General features: G+C 73.1%; 25 protein-coding genes and 2 tRNA genes. 16 read left to right on the top strand and 11 right to left on the bottom strand.

Annotation, left to right across the window (positions count from 1 at the left end):
* Window positions 1–31: 31 nt before the first annotated feature.
* Together ABD999_RS12520 and ABD999_RS12515 are read right to left on the bottom strand one after the other, a co-directional pair.
* Window positions 32–1,078, bottom strand: a complete 1,047-nt coding sequence (locus ABD999_RS12520; RefSeq protein WP_219548214.1) for a LacI family DNA-binding transcriptional regulator — start codon at window positions 1,076–1,078, stop codon at window positions 32–34.
* Complete coding sequence (locus ABD999_RS12515; protein ID WP_271279368.1) at window positions 1,075–2,373, bottom strand: rhamnulokinase; 1,299 nt, start codon at window positions 2,371–2,373, stop codon at window positions 1,075–1,077. Before ABD999_RS12515 ends, ABD999_RS12520 begins: the two co-directional genes overlap by 4 nt.
* A 168-nt stretch (window positions 2,374–2,541) precedes the next feature.
* Between ABD999_RS12515 and ABD999_RS12510 the strand changes: the two genes are divergently transcribed.
* The 10 genes from ABD999_RS12510 to ABD999_RS12465 all read left to right on the top strand — a co-directional run bounded on the left by ABD999_RS12510 (window position 2,542) and on the right by ABD999_RS12465 (window position 14,657).
* Window positions 2,542–4,038 carry a sugar ABC transporter ATP-binding protein gene (locus ABD999_RS12510; protein ID WP_271279359.1) on the top strand — a complete coding sequence of 499 codons (1,497 nt, stop codon included), beginning with the start codon at window positions 2,542–2,544 and terminating at the stop codon, window positions 4,036–4,038.
* The gene (locus tag ABD999_RS12505) at window positions 4,035–5,066 is read left to right on the top strand and encodes an ABC transporter permease (protein WP_271279358.1); all 1,032 of its coding nucleotides are present in this window, start codon (window positions 4,035–4,037) and stop codon (window positions 5,064–5,066) included. Before ABD999_RS12510 ends, ABD999_RS12505 begins: the two co-directional genes overlap by 4 nt.
* Window positions 5,059–6,033: an ABC transporter permease gene (locus ABD999_RS12500; RefSeq protein ID WP_148030753.1), complete on the top strand. Its 975-nt coding sequence runs from the start codon at window positions 5,059–5,061 to the stop codon at window positions 6,031–6,033. The genes ABD999_RS12505 and ABD999_RS12500 overlap by 8 nt, the downstream gene beginning before the upstream one ends.
* Window positions 6,030–7,100, top strand: a complete 1,071-nt coding sequence (gene rhaS / locus ABD999_RS12495) for a rhamnose ABC transporter substrate-binding protein (protein ID WP_271279357.1) — start codon at window positions 6,030–6,032, stop codon at window positions 7,098–7,100. Before ABD999_RS12500 ends, rhaS begins: the two co-directional genes overlap by 4 nt.
* 74 nt (window positions 7,101–7,174) lie before the next feature.
* The gene (locus tag ABD999_RS12490; RefSeq protein WP_148030755.1) at window positions 7,175–7,486 is read left to right on the top strand and encodes an L-rhamnose mutarotase; all 312 of its coding nucleotides are present in this window, start codon (window positions 7,175–7,177) and stop codon (window positions 7,484–7,486) included.
* A gap of 9 nt (window positions 7,487–7,495) precedes the next feature.
* Window positions 7,496–8,647, top strand: a complete 1,152-nt coding sequence (gene rhaI / locus ABD999_RS12485) for an L-rhamnose isomerase (RefSeq protein WP_271279356.1) — start codon at window positions 7,496–7,498, stop codon at window positions 8,645–8,647.
* The gene (locus ABD999_RS12480; RefSeq protein WP_271279355.1) at window positions 8,647–10,686 is read left to right on the top strand and encodes a bifunctional aldolase/short-chain dehydrogenase; all 2,040 of its coding nucleotides are present in this window, start codon (window positions 8,647–8,649) and stop codon (window positions 10,684–10,686) included. The genes rhaI and ABD999_RS12480 overlap by 1 nt, the downstream gene beginning before the upstream one ends.
* 76 nt (window positions 10,687–10,762) lie before the next feature.
* Window positions 10,763–13,021: a DUF4132 domain-containing protein gene (locus ABD999_RS12475; protein WP_345482691.1), complete on the top strand. Its 2,259-nt coding sequence runs from the start codon at window positions 10,763–10,765 to the stop codon at window positions 13,019–13,021.
* Window positions 13,022–13,067: 46 nt separating this feature from the next.
* Window positions 13,068–13,664, top strand: coding sequence for a DUF1349 domain-containing protein (locus tag ABD999_RS12470; RefSeq protein WP_271278674.1), 597 nt, complete (start codon window positions 13,068–13,070; stop codon window positions 13,662–13,664).
* Between the two features lie 75 nt (window positions 13,665–13,739).
* Window positions 13,740–14,657: an SMP-30/gluconolactonase/LRE family protein gene (locus ABD999_RS12465; protein ID WP_271278675.1), complete on the top strand. Its 918-nt coding sequence runs from the start codon at window positions 13,740–13,742 to the stop codon at window positions 14,655–14,657.
* A 3-nt stretch (window positions 14,658–14,660) separates the two neighbouring features.
* Here the strand turns inward: ABD999_RS12465 and ABD999_RS12460 are convergent, their stop codons facing one another.
* The 8 genes from ABD999_RS12460 to ABD999_RS12425 all read right to left on the bottom strand — a co-directional run bounded on the left by ABD999_RS12460 (window position 14,661) and on the right by ABD999_RS12425 (window position 19,815).
* Window positions 14,661–15,308, bottom strand: coding sequence for an FMN reductase (locus ABD999_RS12460; protein ID WP_345482690.1), 648 nt, complete (start codon window positions 15,306–15,308; stop codon window positions 14,661–14,663).
* Window positions 15,305–16,405 (bottom strand): LLM class flavin-dependent oxidoreductase, encoded by a 1,101-nt coding sequence (locus ABD999_RS12455; protein WP_271278677.1) that lies wholly within the window; start codon window positions 16,403–16,405, stop codon window positions 15,305–15,307. The genes ABD999_RS12460 and ABD999_RS12455 overlap by 4 nt, the downstream gene beginning before the upstream one ends.
* 75 nt (window positions 16,406–16,480) lie before the next feature.
* Window positions 16,481–17,131, bottom strand: coding sequence for a Rossmann-fold NAD(P)-binding domain-containing protein (locus ABD999_RS12450; protein ID WP_271278678.1), 651 nt, complete (start codon window positions 17,129–17,131; stop codon window positions 16,481–16,483).
* A 9-nt stretch (window positions 17,132–17,140) separates the two neighbouring features.
* A complete protein-coding gene (locus tag ABD999_RS12445; RefSeq protein ID WP_271278679.1) occupies window positions 17,141–17,851 on the bottom strand; it encodes an IclR family transcriptional regulator in 711 nt (236 codons plus the stop codon).
* Between the two features lie 116 nt (window positions 17,852–17,967).
* Entirely contained in the window at window positions 17,968–18,612 is a 645-nt protein-coding gene (locus ABD999_RS12440; RefSeq protein ID WP_271278680.1) for a hypothetical protein, read from the bottom strand.
* Between the two features lie 221 nt (window positions 18,613–18,833).
* A tRNA-Val gene (locus ABD999_RS12435) sits at window positions 18,834–18,908 on the bottom strand.
* A 14-nt stretch (window positions 18,909–18,922) separates the two neighbouring features.
* Window positions 18,923–18,994: transfer RNA gene (locus tag ABD999_RS12430), tRNA-Gly, on the bottom strand.
* 74 nt (window positions 18,995–19,068) lie between these two features.
* The gene (locus tag ABD999_RS12425; protein ID WP_345482689.1) at window positions 19,069–19,815 is read right to left on the bottom strand and encodes an SDR family oxidoreductase; all 747 of its coding nucleotides are present in this window, start codon (window positions 19,813–19,815) and stop codon (window positions 19,069–19,071) included.
* A gap of 86 nt (window positions 19,816–19,901) precedes the next feature.
* Here ABD999_RS12425 and ABD999_RS12420 point away from each other — a divergent pair, with 86 nt between their 5' ends.
* Genes ABD999_RS12420 through hutH form a run of 3 tightly spaced genes read left to right on the top strand, consistent with a single transcriptional unit; the run spans window position 19,902 to window position 22,672 of the window.
* Window positions 19,902–20,357 carry a DUF4383 domain-containing protein gene (locus tag ABD999_RS12420; protein ID WP_271278682.1) on the top strand — a complete coding sequence of 152 codons (456 nt, stop codon included), beginning with the start codon at window positions 19,902–19,904 and terminating at the stop codon, window positions 20,355–20,357.
* A gap of 43 nt (window positions 20,358–20,400) precedes the next feature.
* Window positions 20,401–21,105, top strand: a complete 705-nt coding sequence (locus tag ABD999_RS12415) for an ArsR/SmtB family transcription factor (protein ID WP_148030771.1) — start codon at window positions 20,401–20,403, stop codon at window positions 21,103–21,105.
* A gap of 16 nt (window positions 21,106–21,121) precedes the next feature.
* Entirely contained in the window at window positions 21,122–22,672 is a 1,551-nt protein-coding gene (hutH, locus tag ABD999_RS12410) for a histidine ammonia-lyase (protein WP_271278683.1), read from the top strand.
* Here the strand turns inward: hutH and ABD999_RS12405 are convergent.
* Window positions 22,669–23,841, bottom strand: a complete 1,173-nt coding sequence (locus ABD999_RS12405; RefSeq protein WP_271278684.1) for a Rid family hydrolase — start codon at window positions 23,839–23,841, stop codon at window positions 22,669–22,671. The two genes, hutH and ABD999_RS12405, sit on opposite strands and share 4 nt — an antisense overlap.
* A 58-nt stretch (window positions 23,842–23,899) precedes the next feature.
* On the opposite strand from ABD999_RS12405, the gene ABD999_RS12400 reads away from it, so the two are divergent.
* From ABD999_RS12400 to ABD999_RS12390, 3 genes are read left to right on the top strand one after another with little or no spacing between them, the layout of a single operon-like run.
* Window positions 23,900–24,814 carry a LysR family transcriptional regulator gene (locus tag ABD999_RS12400; protein WP_271278685.1) on the top strand — a complete coding sequence of 305 codons (915 nt, stop codon included), beginning with the start codon at window positions 23,900–23,902 and terminating at the stop codon, window positions 24,812–24,814.
* The gene (locus ABD999_RS12395; RefSeq protein WP_372452499.1) at window positions 24,790–25,794 is read left to right on the top strand and encodes a chorismate-binding protein; all 1,005 of its coding nucleotides are present in this window, start codon (window positions 24,790–24,792) and stop codon (window positions 25,792–25,794) included. Before ABD999_RS12400 ends, ABD999_RS12395 begins: the two co-directional genes overlap by 25 nt.
* A complete protein-coding gene (locus tag ABD999_RS12390) occupies window positions 25,791–26,621 on the top strand; it encodes an aminotransferase class IV (protein WP_148030776.1) in 831 nt (276 codons plus the stop codon). The genes ABD999_RS12395 and ABD999_RS12390 overlap by 4 nt, the downstream gene beginning before the upstream one ends.
* Window positions 26,622–26,635 lie beyond the last annotated feature (14 nt).

Here is a 26,635-nt window from a genome sequence, read left to right as displayed (position 1 = left end):
ACATTCCCCGTTGTTCGGTTGGCCCCCCAAGCTACCGCGTCGATTCCCGCACGACGAGGTCGGGCTGGAACATGATCTGCTGGTGGGCGTGGGTGTCGGGGTTGTCGCACTCGTCGAGCAGCAGCTCGGTGGCCGCCCGCCCGAGCTGGTAGGTCGGCTGCCTGATCGAGCTGAGCGACACGGTCGAGGCCGAGGCGAAGTCGATGTCGTCGTACCCGATGAGCGACACCTCCTCCGGCACCCGCACCCCCGCCTGCAGCAGCCCGCGCAGCACGCCCAGCGCCAGCAGGTCGTTGGCGCAGAACAGCGCGTCCGGCAGCACGTCCTGGGCCAGCAGCTTCTCGGCGGCCTGCTGCCCGGCGGCGGCGGTCATCGCCGGCATGGCCACCTCGCGCAGGTCGCGCGGGTCGCGCCCGGCGGCGGCCAGCGCCCGCTCGGCGCCGCGCCGCCGGTCCTGGCACTGGCGCATGGCGGCCGGCCCGGTGACGTAGGCGACCCGGTCGGCGCCGCCCGCCAGCAGGTGCTCGACGGCCATGGCCCCGCCCGTCACGTCGTTGACCGCGACCGCGCACTGGTCGGGCCGCTCGGCCGGGTGGTCGACGAGCACCACGCTGATGCCGCGCTCGCGCAGCCGGTCGAGCCGGATCGGGTCCTGGTCGGAAGGGGTGATGAGCACCCCGCGCACCCGCTGCTCGGCGAAGACGAGCAGGTTGCGCTCCTCCTTGACCCGGCTGCCCGAGGAGTTGCCCAGGATGACGGCGTAGCCGCGCTCGCTGGCCAGGTCCTCGACCCCGGCGGCCACGTCGGTGAAGAACGGGTTGCCGATGTCGATCACGGACAGGCCGATGGTGCGGCTGTGGCCGGCGCGCAGCGTGGACGCCGAGCCGTGGCGGACGAAGCCCAGCTCCCTGATCGCGCTCTCCACCCGGTCGCGGGTGGCCCCGGCGACCTTCTCGGGCCGGTTGAGCACGTTGGAGACGGTGCCGGGCGACACCCCCGCCAGGGCCGCGACATCCTTGATGGACGGGCTCGGCCGGGTTGCCCCGGCCGGCGCCTCGTCCCAACCGTCGATACTCATCCGCGTTCCCGTGGTTCGTAGGTGCGCACGCCCGCGCTGCGCCGGACCAGCTCCCGCATCTCGGCCAGGCCGCCGACCAGGCCGCGCGCGCGAGCCTGCACCAGCGCGTTGCCGAGCGCGGCCGCCTCGACGGGACCGGCCACGACCGGCAGCCCGGTCGCGTCGGCGGTGAGCCGGCACAGCAGCGTGTTCAGCGACCCGCCGCCCACCAGGTGGACGACCTCGACCGGCCGGCCGCTGAGCCGGACGGCGTCGGCGATCGCCCGCTGGTAGGCGAGGGCGAGGCTCTGCAGGATGCATCGTACGACCTGCGCGCGCCCCTCCGGCGCCGGCTGCCCCGTGCGGGCGCAGTAGGCGGCGATCCTGGCCGGCATGTCGCCCGGCGGCAGGAACGACGGATCGTCCGGGTCGACGACCGTGTCCGTGCGCGCGGTCTCCGCCTCGGCCAGCAGCGGCTCCAGGGGCGGGCCGCCCCAGGCGCGCAGGCACTCCTGGAGGATCCACAGGCCCATGACGTTGCGCAGGTAGCGGGTGGTGCCGTCGATCCCGGCCTCGTTGGTGAAGTTGGCCAGGCGGCTCTCCTCGGTGAGCACGGGCGCGGGCAGCTCGACGCCGACCAGCGACCAGGTGCCGCAGGAGACGTAGGCGAAGCGGTCGGTCCCGGCGGGCACGGCCACCACGGCCGAGGCGGTGTCGTGGGAGGCGACCTTGACCACCTCCGTGCGGTAGCCGACCTCTTCCGCCACGTCCTCCCGCAGTGGGGAAGCGCTTTCCAGGAAGTCCGGGAAAATCCGCCGGGGCAGCCCCAGCTTGTCGATCAGCTCCCAGGCCCACTCCCGCCCGCTCACGTCGTACAGGGCGGTGGTGGAGGCGTTGGTCCGCTCGGCCCCGATGGTCCCGGTCAGCCAGTAGCCGAGCAGGTCCGGAATCAGCAGCATGGTCTCGGCCCGGTCGAGCGGCTCGCAGAGCAGCTGGTTGACGGTGTTGAAGGGCAGGAACTGCATCCCCGTCACCTCGTACGGGTCCACCCGCTCGGTGAAGCGGGCGGTGCGCGCGTCGCGGTAGTGCACCGGGTTGCCGATCAGCCTGCCGTCGCCGTCGAGCAGCCCGTAGTCCACCGCCCACGAGTCGACGCCGACGGACTCGGCCGGGCCGGCCTCGCGCAGCCCGTCGAGCACCCCCTGGTAGAGGGAGAGGATGTCCCAGTGCAGGGTTCCCCCCACCCGTACGGGCCGGTTGGGGAAACGGTGCACCTCCTCCAGCTCGATCCGTCCGCCGGACACGCCGGCGCTCATCACCCGCCCGCTGGAGGCGCCCAGATCAACAGCTGTGAATCGCACGACCTTGATTAAAACGTAGCAACTTCATCTGCGCCAGACATCGGCTGAAGGCATTGACGGCCACGGGTGCAGCACCTAGATTCCGGAAACATCCAGTTAAAACGTTTGTCGTCCGGAGGACGCATGAGTGGTCCCCCCGCCCTCGCGCTCGCCAACGTCAGCAAGTCGTTCGGCGCCGTGCGGGCCCTGCGCGAGGTGTCGCTGGAACTGTTCGCAGGGGAGGCGCACGCGCTCGCGGGGGAGAACGGCGCCGGCAAGTCCACCCTCGTCAAGACGCTCGCCGGGGTCCACCGCCCGGACAGCGGCCAGGTGCTGCTGAACGGCGAGCCCGTCGTCTTCCACAACCCGGCCGACGCCCAGCGGGCCGGTGTGGCCGTCATCTACCAGGAGCCGACGCTCTTCCCCGACCTGTCCGTGGCCGAGAACATCTTCATGGGCCGCCAGCCCCGCACCTCGCTGCGCCGCATCGACCGCCGCGCCATGCGGGCCCGGTCCGCTGAGCTGTTCGCCCGGCTCGGCGTCACCGTCGACCCCGAACAGCCGGCCCGCGGCCTGTCCATCGCCGACCAGCAGCTCGTCGAGATCGCCAAGGCCATCTCCAGGGACGCCCGGGTCCTGATCATGGACGAGCCGACGGCCGCGCTGTCGGGCAACGAGGTCGCCCGGCTGTTCTCGGTCGTGGAGGCGCTGCGCGGGCAGGGGTGCGCCGTCCTGTTCATCTCGCACCGGCTGGACGAGATCTTCTCCCTCTGCCAGCGGGTCACGACCCTGCGCGACGGCGCCTGGATCGCCAGCGAGCCCGTCGGCGGGCTCACCCACGACGACCTCATCCGCCGGATGGTCGGCCGCGAGCTCGGCGCCCTCTACCCCAAGCAGGACACCGAGGCGGGTGCGGTGGCGCTCCGGGTCGAGCGGCTGACCAGGGAGGGCGTCTTCACCGACGTCTCGTTCGAGGTGCGGCGCGGCGAGATCGTCGCGCTCGCCGGCCTGGTCGGGGCCGGCCGCAGCGAGGTGGCCAGGGCGGTCTTCGGCATCGACCGGTGGGATGCCGGAGCCGTGCACGTGGACGGCCGGCCGCTGCCCGCCGCCAGCCCGACCGCCGCCATGGCCGCCGGGCTCGCCCTGGTGCCGGAGGACCGGCGGCAGCAGGGCCTGGTCATGGAGCTGTCCATCGAGCGCAACATCGGCCTGACCGGGCTGCGCTCGCTGCGCCGCGGCCTCACCATCTCCCGCGCCGCCGAACGCGACCGGGCCAGGGACTGGGCGGTCCGGCTCCGGCTGAAGTTCGCCGGTCTCGGCGACGGCGTCGGCGTGCTGTCCGGCGGCAACCAGCAGAAGGTCGTGCTCGCCAAGTGGCTGGCCACCGGCCCGTCGGTGCTCATCGTCGACGAGCCCACCCGCGGCATCGACGTCGGCACCAAGGCCGAGGTGCACCGGCTGCTGTCGGAGCTGGCCGGGCAGGGCATCGCGGTGCTGATGATCTCCTCCGACCTGCCGGAGGTGCTCGGCATGGCCGACCGGGTGCTGGTCATGCACGAGGGCCGGATCACCGCCGAGATCCCGCGCGCCGAGGCCACCGAGGAGAGCGTCATGTCCGCCGCCACCGGGAGGGCCGCGTGACCGCCACCACCACCCGGCCCGAACCCGCGGCCCGCGACCGCAGCGCCCGCAACCTGGTCGACCTGGTGTTCAGGGCCCGCGAGCTGAGCCTGGTCCTCGCGCTGGCCGCGCTCGTCGGCGGCACCGCCGCCGTCAACCCGAACTTCCTGTCCGGGCAGGGCGTCGAGGACATCCTGCTCAACACCGCGATCCTGGCGCTGCTGGCCGTCGGCCAGTCGATGGTGGTCATCACCCGCAACCTCGACCTGTCCGTCGGCTCCGTGGTCGGGCTGGTCGCGTTCGTGGTGGGCGACGCGCTCGCGAGCGGCTGGGGGGTCGTGCCGGGCGTCGTGCTCGGCATCGCCATCGGCGCCGCCTGCGGCCTGCTCAACGGGCTGCTGGTCAGCTTCTGCCGGGTGCCGGCCCTGGTCGTGACGCTCGGCACGCTCTACGTCTTCCAGGGCGTGTGCCACTACGTCGCGGCCGGTCGCCAGATCAACGCGGTCAACCTGCCGCCCGCGCTGCTGTCGCTGGGCAACGGGGCCGTGCTCGGCGTGCCGTACCTGCCGCTCATCACCGTGGTGATCATGTTCGCGATCGGCTACTACCTGCGGGCCTACCCGAGCGGGCGGGAGTTCTACGCGATCGGGTCCAGCCCGGAGGCCGCCCGGCTGGCCGGCGTCCCGGTCCGCCGCCGCGTCCTGGCCGCCTACCTGGTCAGCGGCTGCCTGGCCGGGCTCGCCGGGGTGCTCTGGCTGGCCCGCTTCGGCACCGTCGTCGCCGACTCCGCCAACGGCTGGGAACTGCTGGTGATCAGCGCGGTCGTGGTCGGCGGCGTGGCCATCACCGGCGGCGTGGGGAGCGTGTACGGGGCGGCGCTCGGCGCGCTGCTGCTCACCGTGATCGGCGGCGCCCTGGTCGTGCTCCGGGTCAACCCGTTCTGGCAGCAGGCCATCACCGGCGCGCTGCTCCTGATCGCCATCAGCGTCGACCGGGTGCTGGCCCTGCGGGTCGCCCGGCTGCTCAGAAGGAGGAGCCGCCATGGCTAGAGTGCTCCGCTGGGACGTGATCATCGGGCTGCTGCTGGTCGCGGTGTTCGCGGGCGGCGCCCTCGGCTCGCCCTCGTTCGCCACCGCGGGCAACCTGTCGTTCGCGCTCGGCGACCTCGGCGAGATCGCGCTCATCGCGCTCGCCATGACCATGCTCGTGGTGGCCGCCGAGGTCGACCTGTCGGTCGCGTCCGTGCTGGGCCTGTCGAGCGCGCTGGTCGGCGCGCTGTGGGACGGCGGCATGGCGATCGAGACCATCATCCCGCTCGTGGTGCTCACCGGCGCGCTCTGCGGGCTGGTCAACGGGCTGCTCGTCACCCGGCTCGGGCTGCCGTCGCTGGCCGTCACGATCGGCACCCTCGCCCTCTACCGGGGGCTGGCGTACGTGGTGCTCGGCGACAAGGCGGTGGCCCAGTTCCCGCCCCAGTACACGGCGCTGGCCGTCGACGACGTGCCCGGCACGTTCGTCCCGTACCCGGTCGCGCTGTTCGTCCTGCTGGCCGTGGTCGTCGCGGTGGTGCTGCACGCCACCGGCTTCGGCCGGGCGCTGTTCGCGATCGGCGCGCAGGAGCAGGCCGCGTTCTTCAGCGGCATCCGGGTCAAGCGGATCAAGCTGCTGCTGTTCGTGTTCTCCGGCACGGTCGCCGCCTTCGCCGGGGTCGTCTTCACCCTGCGGTACGGGTCCGCGCGCGCCGACAACGGGCTCGGCATCGAGCTGGCGGTGATCGCGGCCGTGCTGCTGGGCGGCGTCGACTTCGACGGCGGCAAGGGCACGCTCGGCGGCGTCATCGCCGGCGTGCTGCTCATCGGGCTGCTGCGCAACCTGCTCATGCTCAACGACGTCTCGACCGAGATCCAGTCGATCGTCACCGGTCTCCTGCTCATCGTCTCGGTGCTCACCCCCCGTCTCATCTCCCTGCTCAGACCGGTCAGATCCGGCACGTCGGCACTGAAAGGAACCCCATGAGACCGATGCGCCTCGCCGCACTCACGGCAGTGCTCGCCCTCGGCGTCGCGGCCTGCGGCGGCACCACCAAGTCGAGCGTCACGTCCGCGCCCGCGCAGCCGCCCGCCTCGTCCGCGGCGGCCGCCGCCGACCCGGACGCGCCGATCAAGCAGGGCCTGAAGCTGGCCTTCCTGCCCAAGCAGATCAACAACCCCTACATGACGATCGTCGCCGAGGCGGGGGCCGAGGCCGCCGGGGAGTTCCAGGGCGAGGCCAAGGAGGTCGGCCCGTCCGACGCGTCCGCGTCCTCGCAGATCTCCTACATCAACACGCTCACGCAGCAGGGCCACGACGCCATCCTCATCTCGGCCAACGACCCCAACGCCGTGTGCGGCCCGCTCCAGCAGGCGAGGGACAAGGGCATCAAGATCGTCTCGTACGACTCGGACGCCGCGCCCGAGTGCCGTGACCTGTTCATCAACCAGGCCAGCTCCCAGGAGGTCGGCCGCAGCCAGGTCCAGCTGCTCGCCGGGATGATCGGCCACAAGGGCGAGATCGCGATCCTGTCGGCCACGGCCAACGCCACGAACCAGAACACCTGGATCGAGTTCATGAAGGACGAGCTGACCAAGGCCGAGTACAAGGACATGGAGCTGGTCAAGGTCGCCTACGGGGACGACGACGACCAGAAGTCGTTCACCGAGACGCAGGGCCTGCTGCAGGCCTACCCCGACCTGAAGGGCATCATCTCGCCCACCACCGTCGGCGTCGCGGCGGCGGCCCGCTACATCTCCGGCTCCAAGTACAAGGGCGAGGTCGTGCTCACCGGCCTCGGCACGCCGAACCAGATGCGCCAGTTCGTCAAGGACGGCACCGTCGAGAAGTTCGCCCTGTGGAACCCGAAGGACCTCGGCTACCTGGCCTCCTACGCGGCAGCCGCGCTGGTGTCCGGCCAGATCACCGGCGCCGAGGGCGAGACGTTCAAGGCGGGCAAGCTCGGCGAGCGGACCATCGGCGCGAAGGGCGAGGTCATCCTCGGCCCGCCGTTCACCTTCGAGGCGTCCAACATCGACGACTTCGACTTCTGACCCTCACGAATCGACACACAGTGCGCGCGTCCCGGGACCGGCCCGGGGCGCGCGTGCGCGGGAAGGAGAGATCTGTGGAGCGGGTGTGCTTCCTGCTGAAGGTCCGGCCGGACCGGCTCGACGAGTACCGCGAGCGGCACCGGCACGTGTGGCCGGAGATGCTCGACGCGCTGCGCGGGGCCGGATGGCGCAACTACTCGCTCTTCCTGAGCGACGACGGCCTGCTCGTCGGCTACCTGGAGACCGACGACTTCGAGGCGGCGCAGCGGGCGATGGCGGCCACCGGGGTGAGCACCCGGTGGGAGACCGACATGGCGCCGTTCTTCGAGTCGGGCCGGGCCGACCAGGGCCGGGTCCTGCTCGGAGAAGTCTTCCATCTGGATTGAATCGGGGATATGAGAATGATCAAGGAATCGCTCCGCGCCCAGCGGATCGAGACGCCGTCGTGGGCGTACGGCAACTCCGGCACGCGCTTCAAGGTGTTCGCCCAGCGGGGGGTGCCGCGCGACCCGTACGAGAAGATCGCCGACGCCGCCCAGGTGCACGCGTTCACCGGGGTGGCGCCGACGGTGGCGCTGCACATCCCGTGGGACAAGGTCGACGACTACGCCGACCTGGCAAGTCACGCCGCCGGGCTGGGGGTGGGCATCGGCGCGATCAACTCCAACGTGTTCCAGGACGACGACTACAAGCTGGGCAGCGTCACCCACCCGGACCCGAAGGTGCGGGCCAAGGCGCTGGCGCACCTGCTCGAATGCGTCGACATCATGGACGCCACCGGGTCCGACACGCTCAAGCTGTGGTTCTCCGACGGCACCAACTACCCGGGGCAGGACGACATCAGGGCCAGGCAGGACCGGCTGGCCGAGGCGCTGGCCGCCGTCTACGAGCGGCTCGGCGACGACCAGCGGTTCCTGCTGGAGTACAAGCTGTTCGAGCCCGCCTTCTACATGACCGACCTGCCCGACTGGGGCACCGCGTACGCGCACTGCGTCAAGCTCGGCCCGAAGGCGCAGGTCGTGGTCGACACCGGCCACCACGCGCCGGGCACCAACATCGAGTTCATCGTGGCGTTCCTGCTGCGCGAGGGGAAGCTCGGCGGCTTCGACTTCAACTCCCGCTTCTACGCCGACGACGACCTCATGGTGGGCGCCGCCGACCCGTTCCAGCTCTTCCGGATCATGTACGAGGTGATCGGCGGCGGCGGGTTCACCGAGCGGACCGCCTTCATGCTCGACCAGTGCCACAACATCGAGCCGAAGATCGCCGGGCAGATCCGGTCGGTGATGAACGTGCAGGAGGCCACCGCCAAGGCGCTGCTCGTGGACCGGGAGGCGCTGGCCGCGGCCCAGCGGGCCGGTGACGTGCTCGGCGCGAACGCCGTGCTGATGGACGCCTACAACACCGACGTGCGGCCGTTGCTGGCGGAGCTGCGGGAGGAGTCGGGGCTGGCGCCGGACCCGATGGCCGCGTACGCCAAGTCCGGATATTTCGAGAAAATCGCCGCCGACCGGGTGGGCGGCGCCCAGGCCGGGTGGGGCGCCTGATGACCACGCCCGACGAACTCCTGGCCCGCTCCCACCGGCTCGGCGCCGACCCCCGCAACACCAACTACGCCGGCGGCAACACCTCCGCCAAGGGCTCCGCGACCGACCCGGTCACCGGCGGCGACGTCGAGCTCATGTGGGTCAAGGGCTCCGGCGGCGACCTCGGCACGCTCAAGGCCGCCGGCCTCGCCGTGCTCCGGCTGGACCGGGTCCGCGCCCTGGTGGACGTCTACCCGGGCGTCGAGCGCGAGGACGAGATGGTCGCCGCGTTCGACTACTGCCTGCACGGCAGGGGCGGCGCCGCCCCGTCGATCGACACCGCCATGCACGCCCTGGTCGACGCCGCCCACGTGGACCACCTGCACCCCGACTCCGGCATCGCGATCGCCACCGCCGCCGACGGCCCCGAGCTGACCGAGCGGATCTTCGGCGACCGCGTGGTGTGGGTGCCGTGGCGGCGGCCCGGCTTCCAGCTCGGCCTGGACATCGCCGCCATCAAGAAGGACCACCCGCGGGCCATCGGCTGCGTGCTCGGCGGCCACGGCATCACCGCCTGGGGCGCCACCAGCGAGGAGTGCGAGCGCAACTCGCTCGACATCATCCGCACCGCCGAGGCCTACATCGCCGCGCACGGCCGTCCCGACCCGTTCGGGCCGGTGGTCCACGAGCCGCTGCCGGAGGAGGCCAGGCGCCGCCGCGCCGCCGAGCTGTTCCCCGTCGTCCGGGGCCTGGCCGGCACGGACGCCCGGCAGGTCGGCCACTACACCGCCACCCCCGAGGTGCTCGACTTCCTGTCGCGCGCCGAACACCCCCGGCTGGCGGCGCTCGGCACCTCCTGCCCGGACCACTTCCTGCGCACCAAGGTCGCCCCGCTCGTGCTGGACCTGCCGCCGGACGCCCCCTTGGCCGACGCGGTGACCCGGCTGCGCGAGCTGCACGCCCGCTACCGCGACGACTACGCCGCCTACTACCGGCGGCACGCCACCCCGGACTCGCCGCCGATGCGCGGCGCCGACCCGGCCATCGTGCTCGTGCCCGGCGTCGGCATGTTCAGTTTCGGCAAGGACAAGCAGACCGCCCGGGTGGCCGGCGAGTTCTACGTCAACGCGATCAACGTGATGCGCGGCGCGGAGGCGCTGTCCAGCTACCGGCCCATCGACGAGGCGGAGAAGTTCCGCATCGAGTACTGGGAGCTGGAGGAGGCCAAGCTCCGGCGGATGCCGAAGCCCAGACCGCTGGCCGGGCGGGTCGCCCTGGTGACCGGCGGCGGGTCCGGCATCGGCGCCGCCACCGCCCGCCGGCTGGCCGCAGAGGGCGCCTGCGTGGTGGTCGCCGACCGCGACCTGGCCGCCGCCGAGAAGGTCGCCGCCGAGCTGGGGGCCGCCGCCCACCTGCGGCGGGACGTGGCGATCGCGGCCGGCGTGGACGTGACCTCCGAAGATCAGGTCCAGGAGGCGATCCGGCAGGCCGTGCTCGCCTTCGGCGGCGTCGACCTCGTCGTCAACAACGCCGGGCTGTCGCTGTCGCGGTCGCTGCTGGAGACCACGCTCGACGACTGGGACCTCCAGCACGACGTGATGGCGCGCGGCTCGTTCCTCGTCTCCCGTGAGACCGCCCGCGTGCTGATCGACCAGGACCTGGGCGGCGACATCGTCTACATCTCCTCCAAGAACAGCGTCTTCGCCGGGCCGAACAACGTCGCCTACGGCGCCGCCAAGGCCGACCAGGCCCACCAGGTACGGCTCCTCGCCGCCGAACTGGGCGCCCACGGCATCCGGGTGAACGGCGTCAACCCCGACGGCGTGGTCCGCGGCTCCGGCATCTTCGCCTCCGGCTGGGGCGCCAACCGGGCGGCCGTGTACGGGGTCGAGGAGGAGAAGCTCGGCGAGTTCTACGCCCAGCGGACGCTGCTGAAGAAGGAGGTGCTGCCGGAGCACGTGGCCGCGGCCGTGTTCGCGCTCACCAGCGGCGACCTGTCGCACACCACCGGCCTGCACGTCCCCGTCGACGCCGGGGTGGCCGCCGCGTTCCTGCGCTGATCCGTACCGGAACCCGCCCCCGGCAGGACAGCCGGGGGCGGCGTCTTTGTCGGTGCCGTCGGGCATGATCGGCGCCATGCTGGAATGGCTTGACAAGCTCGAGACGCTCGACCGCGCCATGGACGACCTCCACATCACCGCCCACGACGAGCGGGAGCGGATCCGCGCGAAGGCGCACACCGTGCTGGAGGTGGTCCACCGCCACCTGGCGAAGGCGGACCGGGCCACCTGCCGCGAGGCCGCCGTCCGCCTCGCCCGGCTGCGGGCCGACGCATACGGCCGCGAGCTGTCGCTGGCCGTCCACCGCGGCGGGGCGTGGACCCCGGCCGAGATGACCGAGCTGTTCGCCGCCGCCAGGAAGCGCCGGCTCGACCACGGCGACGTCGGCTGGATCAGCCATCTGGCCGGCGAGAGCGCCGCGCTCCCCGCGGAGGCGCGGCACGAGCCGTGGAAGGCGGTCGAGCCGCTGTTCGACGCGATCGAGGAGTGCCCGCTCAGCCCCGACGAGCGCAAGGGCATGCAGCGCGCGCTCGCCCGGGTCAATCCCAGCCCGCTCGCCCTGCCCCTGGGCAGAGACGGCTGGGGCGCTGCCGTACGCGACCATCTGGGCGAGCCGCCCGCCCCGCACCTCGTCGCCCTCGTCGACCACCTGAGCGTGGCCGGCGGCCCGCGCCCGGCCAAGGCGTGGCGCGCCCGCTGCCTGGAGCTGCTGGCGGGCGAGGGCGCCGGCGAGCTGGTCGCGGCCGGTCTGCGCGCCTTCGACGGCGCCCGCTACGAGGGCGGCCGTCACGGGGGCCCGGCCCGCCTGCTCATGACCGACGTCAACACCGACGTCGCCCGCGGCTTCGCCTGGGCCGCGGCCCTGGCCGGGGCCGGCGGCGCGGCGCCCGCCCTCACCCGGCTGGTCCTCGCGGCGGGCGGCCACGGCAGCGGCACGGAGCCCGACCTCAAACTGGCGAGCGGCGTCGTCCACGCCCTGGCCGAGTGCGAGGGCGCCGTCGACGCGCTGCGCCGCCTCCAGCAGGACGTCAGGAGCAGATCCCTGCTCAAGCAGATCGGCGCCGCCCTGGCCACGGCCGCCGCCCGTCACGGCGTCACCGCCGCCCAGCTCGTCGAGCGCGGCGTCCCCGGCCACGGGCTGTCCGCCGACGGCAGCCGCGACTGGGCCGACGGCGCGTGGACCGTCACCGTCACCGTCGAGGACGCCAGGACGGTGCGCGTCACCGCCCGCGACGCCGGCGGGCGCACCAGGCGCGGCCTGCCCTCCGGCCTCGCCGCCGCCGGCGAGATCAAGGCCCTGGTCAAGGAGGTGCGGCACACCCTGTCGGCCGAGCGTGACCGGCTGGAGGCCCTGTTCGGCGTCGAACGGTCCTGGCCGCCGGGGGAGTGGGCCCGCCTCTACCGCGACCACCCCGTCACCGGCGCCGTCGCCCGCGCCCTCATCTGGCACGACGGCGCCCCGTTCCTGCCCGGCGACCGCGAGCCCGGAGGCGAGGTCACCCTCTGGCACCCCGCCCGCGCCCCGATGGAGGAGATCCGCGCCTGGCGCGAGACCGTCGCCGAGCGGCGGCTGCGCCAGCCGTTCAAGCAGGCCTACCGCGAGGTCTACGCGCTCACCCCGGCCGAGGAGCACGCCGCCTCCTCCGGCAGGTTCGCCGCCCGCCTCGTCGGCCACGACCGCCTCTACGCGCTCGCCAAGCAGCGCGGCTGGCAGCCCGCCTGGCTGCGCCACCACGGCGAGCCGGGCGAGGCATGGAAGGAGCTGGCCGAGGGCGCGTGGCGGGTCCGGTTCGGCTACGAGCTGACCGGCGACGCCGCGTACGCGAGCACCGGCCAGGTCCGCTTCGACCGGCGCGACGGCCGCCAGTGGCGGGAGACGCCCCTGGCCGGGGTGCCGCCGTTGGTCTTCAGCGAGGCCATGCGCGACGTCGACCTGTTCGTCGCCGGCCCCGCCCTGGACGGCGACCGCCACGCGCGCTCCGCCGAGGCGTACGAGCTGCCGGCGTCGGCGCGGGTGCGCCGCGACGCGCTGGAGCGCATCCTGCCCGGCACCGCCATCGCCGGCCGGTGCACGCTCACCGACCGCCACCTGGTCGTCCGCGGCGACCTGCGCACCTACAAGATCCACCTGGGCGGCGCGGGCGTCCTCATGGAGCCCGGCGACGTCCCCCTGTCCATCGCCGGCGCACGCAAGCCCGGCGGGCGGATCTTCCTGCCCTTCGAGGAGGACGGCACGCTCGCGCTCATCCTCGCCAAGGCGTTCCTGCTGGCCGCCGACACCGGGATCACGGACGAGAGCGCCAGATCTCTTGGGAGCGCTCCCAATCAGGGCTAGAGTGAGGGCGGACCGGTCGCGTGACGACTCTGGAGGAAGACGCCTGATGGCTGCCGTATCCCTGCCCGCGTTCCCCGCCCCGCTGCGCTGGCTGAACGAGCCCGAAGGGTGGCGCGCCGACGGCGACGACACGCTCGTCATCACCGCGGCGGCGGGCACCGACCTGTTCTCCGACCCCGGCGAGCCGAACCGCTACGCCAACGCACCCGCCCTGGTGGGACGGCTCGACGGCGACTTCACCCTCAGCGCCCGGGTCAGGCTCGACCTCCGCTCCACCTTCGACGCGGGCGTCCTGCTGCTGTACGCCGACGGCGACCGGTGGGCCAAGCTCTGCCTCGAACTCTCCCCGCAGGGCACGCCCACCGTCGTCTCGGTGGTCACCCGGGGCGTCTCCGACGACTGCAACTCCGTGCCCATGACCGGCGAGGACATCAGGCTCCGCGTCTCCCGCGTCGGCGCCGCCTTCGCCTTCCACGTCGCCGAAGGGGCCGGCGCCTGGAGCCTCATCAGATACTTCGCGCTCGACGGCGACCCCGAGGCCGGCTTCCTCGCCCAGAGCCCCACCGGACAGGGCGCCACGGTCCGCTTCGAGGACATCCGGTACGCGTCCAAACGGCTGACCGATCTGCGCAACGGGGAGTGAACAATCCTCAGAGGTCGCTGTGAAGCCCGCTCCTGGGCCTTTGCGGCGGCCCGCGGCAGGGGGATCGTGGGCCGCATGAGATCAGCGATCCTCAAGACCGCACTCTGCGCGGCGCTCGCGGGCGCGCTCCTGGCGCCGCCCGCCCAGGCGGCCGCCCCGCCCGCCACCTTCCCGCTGCCGGCGGGGTTCCAGCCGGAGGGCATCGAGATCGGCCCCGGCCCGCACGCCTACTTCGGATCGCGGGCGACCGGCGACATCTACCGCGCCGACCTGCGCACCGGCCAGGGGAAGATCATCAGCAAGGGCCCGGGCACCCAGTCGCTCGGCCTCAAGTCCGACGACCGCGGGCGGCTGTTCGTCGCCGGGGGCAACGCCGGCGACGCACGCGTCATCGACCTGCGCACCGGCGCGGTGATCAGGTCGTACCAGCTCGCCACCGGCACCGCGTTCGTCAACGACGTGCTGCTCTTCCGCGATGCCGCCTGGATCACGGACTCGGCCAACCCGGTGCTCTACAAGCTCCCGCTCGGCCGCCACGGCGGGCTCCCGCGGGAGGCGGTGACCATCCCGCTCACCGGCGCGATCCAGTTCGCCACCGGCACCAACGCCAACGGCATCGCCCCCACGCCCGACCACAGGAACCTGCTCGTCGTGCAGTCCAACACCGGCAAGCTGTTCAAGGCCGACCCGCGCAGCGGCGTCACCACCGAGGTCGACCTGGGCGGCGAGTCGCTCGCCAACGGCGACGGCCTGCTGCTGCGCGGCCGCACCCTGTACGTGGTGCAGAACCGGCTGAACACGGTGGCCGTGGTCCGCATGAGCGCCGACGGCTCGTCGGGACGGGTCGTCGACCGGCTGACCGACGACCGGTTCGACGTGCCGACCACGGTGGCGGCCTTCGGCGGGCGCCTCTACCTGCCGAACGCCCGCTTCACCACCCCGCCGGCCCCCGACACCGCCTACGACGTGGTGTCCGTCAAGGCCAGGCGCTGACCGTCAGGACGGGGGCCGGATCGAGGCCAGATACTCCTCGAACGGGACGACGTCCTCGGCCTCCGCGCCGCCGGCCCGCTTCCCGTTCCCGTTCACCGGCGGCGCGGCGTGCGGAACCCGGCGGCCCATGAGGTCGGCCAGCTCCGACGCCGCGCGGGCGATCCGGTCGGACAGCCCGTCGGTGAAGGCGTCGTCGCCGCCGCCCCAGTCCTCGGAGGCCGCGTACACGGCGGTCGGCGTCACCACGGCGCGCAGGTACGCGAAGAGCGGACGCATGGCGTGCTCCAGCACCAGCGAGTGCCGGGGCGTGCCGCCGGTGGCGGCGATCAGGACCGGCTTGCCCGCCAGCGCCTGCGGGTCGAGCACGTCGAAGAACGACTTGAACAGCCCGCTGTAGGAGGCGGTGAACACCGGGGTCACCGCGATCAGGCCGTCGGCCCCGGTGACGGCGTCGATCGCCTGCCGCAGGCGGGCGTTCGGGAAGCCGGTGACGAAGTTGTTGGCGATGTCCACCGCCAGGTCGCGCAGCTCGACGACGGTCGTCTCGGCCGCGCCGCCGAGCCGCTCGCCGGCGGCCCGCGCGAGGCGGTCGGCGAGCAGGCGGGTGGAGGACGGCTGGGTCAGCCCGGCCGTCACGACGACGAGCTTCATGCGTTGACCTCCTTGACGTTCTCGGCTTCCCGGGCGGCGACCAGAGAGGCGTGGGTGGGGGCGTCGGGGACGCCGGCCGGCCGGCCGATCGCGAACTCCCGGCGCAGCACCGGCACGACCTCCTCGCCGAGGATGTCGAGCTGCTCCAGCACCGTCTTCAGCGGCAGCCCGGCGTGGTCCATGAGGAACAGCTGCCGCTGGTAGTCGCCGAAGTACTCGCGGAACCGCAGCGTACGGTCGATGACCTGCTGCGGGCTGCCGACCGTCAGCGGCGTCTCGGCCATGAAGTCCTCCAGCGACGGCCCGTGGCCGTACACCGGGGCGTTGTCGAAGTACGGGCGGAACTCGCGGATCGCGTCCTGGGAGTTCTTGCGCATGAACACCTGCCCGCCGAGCCCGACGATGGCCTGCTCCGGCGTGCCGTGCCCGTAGTGGGCGTACCGCTGCCGGTAGAGGCTGATCAGCCGGATGAAGTGCTCCTTCGGCCAGAAGATGTTGTTGGCGAAGAACCCGTCGCCGTAGTAGGCGGCCTGCTCGGCGATCTCCGGAGTGCGGATGGAGCCGTGCCACACGAACGGCGGCACCCCGTCCAGCGGGCGCGGCGTCGAGGTGAAGCCCTGCAGCGGGGTCCGGAAGCGGCCCTCCCAGTCGACCACGTCCTCGCGCCACAGCTTGTGCAGCAGCGCGTAGTTCTCGACCGCCAGTGGGATGCCCTGCCTGATGTCCTGCCCGAACCACGGGTAGACCGGCCCGGTGTTGCCGCGCCCCATCATCAGGTCCACCCGGCCGTCGGCCAGGTGCTGCAGCATCGCGTAGTCTTCCGCGATCTTGACCGGGTCGTTCGTGGTGATCAGGGTGGTGGCGGTGGACAGCACCAGCCGCTCGGTCCTGGCGGCGATGTAGCCGAGCATGGTCGTCGGCGAGGACGGCACGAACGGCGGGTTGTGGTGCTCCCCGGTGGCGAACACGTCCAGGCCCACCTCCTCGGCCTTGAGCGCGATCCGCATGATCGCCTTGATGCGCTCGCCCTCGGTGGGGGTACGCCCCGTGGTCGGATCCGTGGTCACGTCGCCGACGCTGAAGATCCCAAACTGCATTTTAGTCACCCACCTGTACTGTTGAAGTTTCAACAGCTATGTAAGCGTCCGGGCATACCGCGTTATTCCAGGGTGTCACAGAGCGTTGATCGCGGCCGCGTCGAGAACCCGGACGGGCGCACCGTGCGCGGCCACCGCGATCATAGCCCGCCCGATCTGCTCCGTCGTGGTCACCGACGACGGGAACACCCGCCGCAGGATCGGATAGAACGGCGCCGCCACCACGTACGCCAGCCGGTAGAGCCGGGTCCTGGACGTGGCCCCGTGCAGCGGCTGGATGTATCCGGGGCGGAACACGAAGGCCTCCAGCGGCAGCGCCAGCAGCGCGTTCTCCGTCTCGCCCTTCACCCTGGCCCACATCGTGCGGCTCCGGGCGTCGGCGCCGATCCCCGACACGTACACGAACGTCGAGCCCGGGCTGAGGCCGGCCAGCGTGCCCGCCGCCGACAGCGTGAAGTCGTACGTGACGCGCCGGTACTCCCGCTCGCCCATCCCCGCCGAGGACACCCCCAGGCAGTAGAAGCAGGCGTCGTACCCGGCCAGCTCACCCGCGACGGGCGCCAGGTCCAGCAGGTCGGCGTGGCGGATCTCGCGGAGCTTGGGATGCGCAAGGCCGGTAGGGGAGCGGCCGACGGTCAGCACCGCCTCCACCCGGTCGTCGGCCAGGCACTCGCGCAGCACGCCCTGCCCGAGCATGCCGGTGGCGCCGAACATGACGACCCTCATGACCGCAGCCTAACCCCCCAGGTCGGCGGCCGCCTCGCGCAGCCTGCGGCGGACCCACGGCGGGATGTCCAGCCCTCGCGTCGAGATCGCGAGGGCCCAGCGCGGGTCCGCGGTCGCCCCCGCCACCGCGACGCCGGCGCACGCCACCTCCTCGCGGAACTGCCCGTGCTCCTCCACCACCTGGTCCTCGCGCATCCCGCCCAGCTCCGCCTCCAGCTCCTCCGGCCGGACGGGCGTCGCGGGCGTGAACCGCCGCATCCCGGTCTCGGCGAGCAGCGCCCGCCGCGCCTCCCGGGGGAGCGTCAGCATCAGCGCCTTGCCGAGCGCGGTCGCGTGCGGCGCCGCCTCCAGCCCCGTCTGCAGATCCTCCAGGTACGGCGACGCCGGCCCTTCCGCCACCCCCGCGACCACCAGCCGGCTGTCGGCCAGCCGCGCCAGATAGGCGGTGTGCCCGGTGGTCGCCGCCAGGTGGGTGAGCACCGCCCACGCCTCAGGAGGCCGGCGGAAGGCGTCCAGCATGTCGTGGAAGCGCTCGGCCACCTGAGGCCCGAGCAGGTAGTCCCCGGTGGGCCGCCGATGCAGGTAACCCTCGTAACAGAGCGTGCGCACCAGATGGTAGGACGTCGACAGATTCAGCCCGCACCGGCGCGCGATCACCTTGACCGTGAGCGGCCGGTCGGACTGGGAGACCTCCTCCAGCACGCGCAGCGCGCGGGACACGCTACGGATGAGATCGCTGGGTTCCTCGCCATTCATGCACACCAGCATCCGCCGGACCTCCGGTGTGCGCCATCTGAAAACCGGCAGGCTACCCCCGGCGACACCCCGCCGACCCCTCACCGGCCGAGTGTCAATCCAGTGATCACGGCCGCGGCCATGATCGCGAACAGCACCCCCGCTCCTGTCTTCATCGCCCTGGACCTCATCAGGAGGCCGAGGCAGAACAGCAGTATGGCCGGTGTGAGCAGGACGACGCTCATCACCGGGACGGCCCTCCACACGCCTCGGGCCCCGGTGGGGAGGGCCTGGTCTCCCTGCGGGCCGATCGCGGCCGGGAACGTCTCGCCCACCTCCACGTCCGCCACGGTTTTGATGACGATCGGCGCTCTGGCCGGGTCCTCGAACACGAACCGGGCCTCGCAGTCGTAGCGGGTGCTGCGTCTGACCCGGTACGCCCTGCAGGACAGGACGGTCGCGGTCCCGGGCGTCCCTCTTATCCCGAGCGCCGTCTGCACCTCGGGCACGGTCGAGTCGAGGATGAGGAACGGAATCCCCACCAGTGCGAAGACCAGCATGAGCACCCCCAACCCGGCGAACACTTTCGCGCTGGCCTCACCCGCCGGAGAGGAGCCGTCCGCGGTGAGCCGCTGCTCCCGCGCCCGCGCGCCGGCGGCCTTCCGCCGCTCCCGCGCTCCGGCGTAAGCTCGGGCCGCCTCCCACCGTTGCCGCCTGTTACGGCGCTCCCGCGTCCTCTTCCCCATGATCAGATCGTGGACGGCGGCACTTGAGGACTGGTTGTGATCGACTAGTGCGCCCGGGCGGCCTCCAGGATGTCGACCAGGCGTCGGGCTTCGCCGTAGGCAAAAAGAAGGACTCGTGGCCCGGCGGTCAGGTAGAAGACGAGCTCCCGGCCGCGATCCGCGCCGCTGACCCGGCGACGCATCCGCACGAGAAAAGCCCTCGGCGGAGGGCCGAGGGCTGGTGGTGGACGATACTGGGATTGAACCAGTGACCTCTTCCGTGTCAGGGAAGCGCTCTCCCGCTGAGCTAATCGTCCGCGTGGGGAAACCGAGCGGAAGACGGGATTCGAACCCGCGACCCTCACCTTGGCAAGGTGATGCTCTACCACTGAGCCACTTCCGCGCCCGCCCGGATGAACACCGGGTGACGAGAGAACCATAGCGAATACTCGCCGACTCCCCAAACCGGATTGTCCGTCAGACGGGGATCGACGTGTGCCCGCCGTTGACGGTGACGCGCTGCCCGGTCAGGTACGCGGCCTCGTCGGAGGCCACGAACGCCACCGCCGCCGCGACGTCCCTCGGCGTGCCGATCCGCCCCACCGGCACCTCCGCGACGTAGTCGCCGGCCTCCAGACCTGCGTGCCGCTCGACCGGGATCCAGCCGGGCGCGACCACGTTCACGGTGATCCCGTACGGGCCGAGCTCGCGCGCCCAGCAGCGGGTCATCGCGTGCTGCGACGCCTTGGCGGCGGTGTAGGCGGAGGTACGCGGCAGCGACCGGTCCACGATGTCGGAGCCGATCTGGATCACCCGGCCCCGGGCGCGCTCCCGCATCGCGGGCAGGCAGGCCTGGACGAGCAGCGTGGGGCTCTTGACGAAGAACGTGAGCTGGTCGAGCTGCGCCTGCCAGGTGAGCTCCTCGACGCCGACCTCAGGCTGCGGGCCGGTGGCGTTGAGCACCAGCGCCTCGACCGGCCCGAGCGCCCGCGCGACCCGGGCCACCAGGCCGGTGACGGCGGCCTCGTCCGTCACGTCCGCCTGGAACGCCTCCGCGTGCCCGCCGGCCGCCCTGATCTCACCGGCCACCACCTCGGCCCCCGCCGTGTCGGAACGGTAGTTGACCGCGACGGCCCACCCGTCGGCGCCCAGCCGGCGCGCGATCGCGGCGCCCAGGCCGCGCGATGCGCCGGTGACCAGCGCGACTCTTCCCTGCTCATGCACGTCCGCCACCCTATCGAGGCGCATGCGGCGCGCATCGCGGGGTAGCGGTGTGGGAGCCGGAAACCCGTACGAGGGGGAAGGGTCTCATGGTCACCCCGAAGTCTCACGCCGGTACCACGCGCTCGCCCGTACAGAAGGCGGCGCTGCTCGTGGGGGTGGCGTTCCTGATCGTCGGCCTGCTCGGGTTCGTGCCGGGCGTCACCACGAACTACGACACCATGCAGTTCGCCGGGCACCACTCCGACGCGCGGTTGCTCGGCCTGTTCCAGGTGTCGGTCCTGCACAACATCGTGCACCTGGTGTTCGGGGTCGCCGGTCTGCTCATGGCGCGCACGGCGGCCGCGGCCAAGGCGTTCCTCATCGGCGGCGGGGTCATCTACCTGCTGCTGTGGGTCTACGGGCTGCTCGTCGACAAGGAGAGCGCGGCCAACTTCGTGCCGCTGAACACCGCGGACGACTGGCTGCACTTCGTGCTGGGCGTCGGCATGATCGTGCTCGGCGGGCTGCTCGGCCGCCGCACCCTAGGGACCCGGCACCGGTGACGCTTCGACCAGTGTCGAAGGGTACCTGGGCTACGGTCACGGTATGGGTAACCCATCCGATGCGGACATCGCGCCGGTCGCGGCGCTCATCGCCGACCCGACCAGGGCCGCGATCCTTACGGCGCTGCTCGGCGGGCGCGCGCTGGCGGCCGGCGAGCTGGCCCGGGTGGCCGGGGTGAGCGCGGCCACCGCCAGCGCCCACCTGGCCCGGCTGCTCGACGGCGGGCTGGTCGGCGTGGTGCGGCAGGGCCGTCACCGCTACTACCGGCTGGCCGGGCACGAGGTCGCGGAGGTGCTGGAGGTGCTGGCCAGGGTGAGCGCGCGGCCGCCCGTGCGGTCGCTGCGGCAGTCGCGGCAGGCCCGGCTGCTGGAGGAGGCGCGCACCTGCTACGACCACCTGGCCGGGCGGGCCGGCGTGGCGCTGCTGGACGCGCTGCGCGGGCAGGGTTGCCTGGACGGCGAGCGGGTCACCCCGGAGGGGGAGCGGCTGCTGGCGGAGCTGGGCGTGGACGTCGCGCGGGCGCGCCGGGCCAAGCGCAGGTTCGCGCCCGAGTGCCTCGACTGGACCGAGCGCCGCGCCCACCTCGGCGGCGCGCTCGGCGCGGCCGTCACCGCGGTGCTGCTGGAGCGCGGCTGGTACCGCAGGGGCAGCCTGCCGCGCGCGGTCGTGCTCACCGGGGAGGGACGGGAGGGGCTGGCCGCGTTGTTCTCCGGTAAGGAGCTAACATCGCATTCGCCGGTTACCTAAGCGGGAGAAGCACATCATGCGCGACAACGAGGTCGTGAACGTCGGTCCCGATCCGCTCACCTTCGACGACGTCATCCGGGTGGCCAGACACGGCGCCCCCGTCCGGCTCACCGACGACGCGGTCGCCGCGGTCGCCGCCGCCCGTCAGCGGGTGGACGACCTGGCCGAGGCCCCCGTCCCCGCGTACGGGATCTCGACCGGGTTCGGCGCGCTGGCCACCCGCCACATCGACCCCGCGCTCCGCGCGCAGCTGCAGCGCTCGCTGGTGCGCTCGCACGCCGCCGGCAACGGCCCCGAGGTGGAGACCGAGGTGGTGCGCGCGCTCATGCTGCTGCGCCTGCACACGCTCGCCACCGGCCACACCGGCATCCGCCCGACCACGGCCAAGACCCTCGCCGCGCTGCTCAGCGCGGGCATCACGCCGGTGGTGCACGAGTACGGCAGTCTCGGCTGCTCGGGCGACCTCGCGCCGCTCGCGCACGTCGCCCTCACGCTCATGGGCGAGGGCGTCGTACGCGACAAAACCGGAAATGTCACCCCGGCGGCCGAGGCGCTCAAGCAGGCCGGCATCGAGCCGGTCGAGCTCGCTGCCAAGGAGGGCCTGGCCCTCATCAACGGCACCGACGGCATGCTCGGCATGCTCATCCTCGCCATCGACGACCTGACCCGCCTGGCCAGGACCGCCGACGTCAGCGCCGCGATGAGCGTCGAGGCGCTGCTCGGCACCGACCGCGTGTTCGCCCCCGAGCTCCAGGCCCTGCGCCCGCACCCCGGCCAGGCCGCGGCCGCCGCCAACATGGTCAGGATCCTGGCCGGCTCCGGCATCATGGCCAGCCACCGCGACCCCGAGGCGTGCACCCGCGTCCAGGACGCCTACTCGCTGCGCTGCGCCCCGCAGGTCGCCGGCGCCGCCCGCGACACGATCGCGCACGCCGCCACCGTCGCCGCGCGCGAGCTGGCCAGCGCCGTCGACAACCCGGCCGTGCTCGACGACGGCCGGGTCGAGTCCAACGGCAACTTCCACGGCGCGCCGCTCGCGTACGTGCTGGACTTCCTCGCCATCGTGGCCGCCGACCTGGCCTCGATGTCCGAGCGGCGCACCGACCGCTTCCTGGACGTGGCGCGTAACCACGGCCTGCCCGCGTTCCTGGCCGACGACCCCGGGGTCGACTCCGGCCACATGATCGCCCAGTACACGCAGGCCGCCATCGTCTCGGAGCTGAAGCGGCTGGCCGTGCCCGCCAGCGTCGACTCCATCCCCAGCAGCGCCATGCAGGAGGACCACGTCTCGATGGGCTGGTCGGCGGCCCGCAAGCTGCGCCGCTCCGTCGACGGCCTCACCCGGGTGCTGGCCGTCGAGGTGCTCACCGCCGCCCGCGCGCTCGACCTGCGCCGCCCGCTCACGCCCGCCCCGGCGACCGCCGCCGTGGTCGGGGCGCTGCGCGAGACCGTGCCGGGGCCGGGTCCCGACCGGTTCCTCGCCCCGGAGATCGACGCGGCGGTGCGGCTGGTGGCCGAGGGCGGCGTGGTCGCGGCGGCCGAGTCCGTCACCGGCCCGCTGGGTTAGGACGGCAGCGCGACGATCGCGTCCACCTCCAGCAGCAGCCCCGGCATGAACAGCTTCGACACCTCCACGGTCGTGCTGGCCGGGGGAGTGCCGGTGATGTACTTCCTGCGCACCTGCCCGTACTCGACACGGTCGTCCATGTCGGTCAGGTACGTGCGCAGGAACGCGATGTCGCCGAACCCCGCGCCCTGGTCGGCGAGGATCTCGCCCAGGCACCTGAAGACGTGCTCGGCCTGCTCGGTCATCGACCCCTCGCCGACCAGCCGGCCCCGCTCGTCGAAGGCCGCCTGGCCGGACACGTAGAGCATGTCGCCCACGCGCACCGCGTGCGAGTACATCCCGTTCGTGGCCGGCACCGTCGCGGGGTTGAGCGGCACCGCCCGCCGTTCTCCCGCGACCGGGTCACGCCCGCCCTCGACGTGCCCGGCGACGGCGGTCAGGTCCCGCTCGCCCAGGCCCGCCGCCTCGGCCTCCCGCAGCCGCCGGTGGGCCGCGGTCGCCAGCGTCGCCCCCGGCCACGCGGCCAGGCCCAGGTCCTTGGCCGCCAGCCCGAGCGCGTAGCGGGTCTCCCGCGCGGGCTCGCGCAACCGCTCCGCCACCGGTCCGAGCGGGGTGCCCGCCAGCACCTCCAGCAGCGCCGCACGATCCACCCCGTGCGCGGTCCCGTACGCGAGCGTCTCCGCGACCAGCACCTGGGCGGGCACGAGAGCGCTCATGACGGCGAGCTTCATGGCCGCGCCCGCGCCGAGCGGGCCGCACTCGCGCACCGTGCCGAACACCTCCAGCACCTTGCGGCAGCCGGACACGTCACCGCCGGCCAGCACCGTCAGCGCGCCCTCGGCGGCCGGGCCGACGCTCCCCAGCACCGGCGCGTCCACCAGGCGCACCTCCGGCGGCAGCAGCGAGCGCAGCACGCGCACCTCCTCCGGGCCGATCGTGGACATCTCCACCACCGTCGTCCCGGGCCGCAGCCCCGGCAGCGCCGCCGCCAGCACCTCACGCACCGCGGCCGGGTCCCGCAGCATCGTGATGACGAGGCCGGCGCCCTCGACGGCCGAGGCGGCCGTCACCCCGGTCCCGCGCCGCCACGTGGTCACCTTGTGCCCGGCGCGCTCCAGCCGCCGGGCCATGGGGACGCCCATGCGTCCCTGTCCGAGAAATGCGATCACGTCCCACAGTGAAGCCGAACGCGTGGTATTCCACCAGCGACTAGATTGCATGGCAGCCATGCCTGACACGAATGCCTTCGACACCGCCACGCTCCGCCTGTTCGACGAGGTCGCCAGGAGCGGATCGTTCACCGCCGCCGCCGAGCTGCTCGGCTACACCCAGTCCGCCGTCTCCCGCCGCGTCGCCGCGCTCGAACGCGCCGCCGGCGGGCCGCTCTTCGAACGGCTGCCCAGAGGCGTCCGGCTGACCCCCGCCGGTCACCTGCTGCACCGGCACGCCGCCGGGGTCCTCGACCGGCTCGAACGGGCGGGGGAGGAGCTGGCCGCGCTGCACCGCGGCAGCGGCGGCACGCTGCGCGTGGGCTCGTTCGCCACCGCGAACGCCGACCTGGTGCCCGCCACCCTCAAACGGTTCGCCGACCGCCGGCCGGCCGTCGACCTGCGGCTCGCCGAAGCGCTCAGCCCTCGCCTGATCGAGCGCCTGCACGCAGGGGCGCTGGACGTGGCCGTGATCAGCGACTACCTAATCACGCCGCCCGGCGGGCTCCGCCTGGTCCCGCTGCTGGAGGACCGCCTGCTGGTCGCGCTGCCCCGGGACCACCCGCTGGCCGGTCAGGACGACGTCGACCTGCGCGACCTGGCCGGGGAGTCGTGGATCGAGGCCGCCCCGCGCGGCCAGCCCACCCTGCTCCTGGCCGCCTGCGCCGCCGCCGGCTTCACCCCGCGCGGCGGGCTGCGGGTCGCCGAGTGGTCCGGCAAGTTCGGCTTCGTCGCCGCGGGGCTCGGCGTCACGCTCGTGCCGGAGCTGGCCGCCCGCGCCGTGCCGGCCTCGCTCGTCCTGCGCCGCCTGCGCGGGCAGCTGCCCGCGCGGACCGTGTACGCGGCCCTGCCCGACCCGGCGCTCCCGGCGGCGACGGAGCTCGCCGGAATGCTGGGAGAATGGAAGGCGTGTACGACGGATACGCGCACTTAGGAGATCGGTTCGCCTCCGGGCTGCGCGACGTGACGACCGACCTCGCCGCGCTCGACGGCGAGGGCTGGTGGGCCGTCGTGGTCGACTACGAGGGCAAGGTCACCTGCGCCCGCTTTGACCGGGTGCGCCGGGCCCCGCTGCCCCCGCCGCGCGGCCCCTGGCACGGCCCGCGCCCCGGCGAGTGGCACAGCTCCCTCGACCGGGCCGCCTACGAGGCCGGCGTGCGCGCCATCCGCGACCACATCGAGCAGGGCGAGGTCTACCAGGCCAACCTCTGCCGCGTCCTCACCGCCCCGCTGCCCGCCGGGTCCGACCCGCTGGCGCTGGCCGCCCGGCTCGCCGCCGGCAACCCCGCCCCGCACGCCGCCGTCATCCACCTGCCCGGCCTCGACGTGGTCTCCGCCTCGCCCGAGCTCTACCTGTCGCGCGACGGCGACGTGGTCGAGTCCCGCCCCATCAAGGGCACCGGCGTCACCGCCGGCGACCTGCTGGAGAAGGACCACGCCGAGAACGTCATGATCGTCGACCTGGTCCGCAACGACCTCGGCCGGGTCGCCGTCCCCGGCAGCGTCGAGGTGCCCGAGCTGTGCGCCGTCGAGGAGCACCCGGGCCTCGTCCACCTCGTCTCCACCGTCCGCGCCCGGCTGGAGCCGGGAGTGGGCTGGGCCGAGCTGTTCGCCGCCACGTTCCCGCCCGGCTCGGTCACCGGCGCGCCCAAATCCTCGGCCCTGCGCATCATCAATCAACTCGAACCCGAGCCGCGCGGGCCCTACTGTGGGGCCGTGGGCTGGGTCGACGCCGACCGGCGCACCGCGGCGCTGGCCGTCGGCATCCGCACGTTCTGGATCCGCGCCGGCCAGATCCGCTTCGGCACCGGAGCGGGCATCACCTGGGGCAGCGACCCCGGGCGGGAGTGGCTCGAAACCGAGCTCAAGGCGTCCAGGCTGATCACACTGGCATCCTCAGGAGGAAAGCGATGAACGTCCCGGTCTGGGTCAACGGCGAACTGCACGACCCCGCGCGGGCCACCGTCTCGGTCTTCGACCACGGCCTCATGGTCGGCGACGGCGTGTTCGAGACGATCAAGATCGTCAACGGCAGGTCCTTCGCCCTCACCCGCCACCTCGACCGGCTCAGGCTCTCGGCCCGGCGCATGGACCTGCCCGAGCCCGACCTGGATGCCATCGCCGGCGGCATCGAGCAGTGCCTGGCCGCCGCCCCCGCCTGGCCGCTCGGCCGCATCCGCGTCACCTACACCAGCGGCCCCGGCCCGCTCGGCTCCGACCGCGGCAACCAGGGCGCCACCTCGGTGGTGATCGTCGACGAGCAGAAGCCGTTCCCCGCCGCCGCGGACGTCACCGTCGTGCCCTGGCCGCGCAACGAGCGCGGCGCCCTGTCCGGCGTCAAGAGCACCTCCTACGGCGACAACGCCAAGGCCCTGGCCTACGCCAAGGCCCGCGGCGGCGGCGAGGCGATCTTCGGCAACCTGGCCGGCAACCTGTGCGAGGGCACCGGCTCCAACATCTTCATCGTCCGCGACGGGCGGCTGCTCACCCCGACGCTGGAGGCGGGCTGCCTGGCGGGCGTCACCCGCGCGCTGGTCGTCGAGTGGTCCGGGGCCGAGGAGGCCGACGTGCCGCTGTCCGCCCTCTACTCCGCGGAGGAGGCGTTCCTCACCTCCACCACCCGCGACGTCCAGCCGATCGCCCGCGTCGACGACACCGTGCTGCCCGTCGCCCCCGGCCCGATCACCGCCAAGGCCATGCGGGTGTTCGCCGAGCGCGCCGCCGCCGACCTCGACCCCTGAGCCCCGCGCCGGGC

The organism is Nonomuraea ferruginea (genome assembly GCF_039540635.1).
GTDB lineage: Bacteria > Actinomycetota > Actinomycetes > Streptosporangiales > Streptosporangiaceae > Nonomuraea > Nonomuraea ferruginea.
The sequence above is the reverse complement of the archived record's forward strand: the minus strand, read 5'-3'. Positions and strand labels throughout refer to the sequence as shown.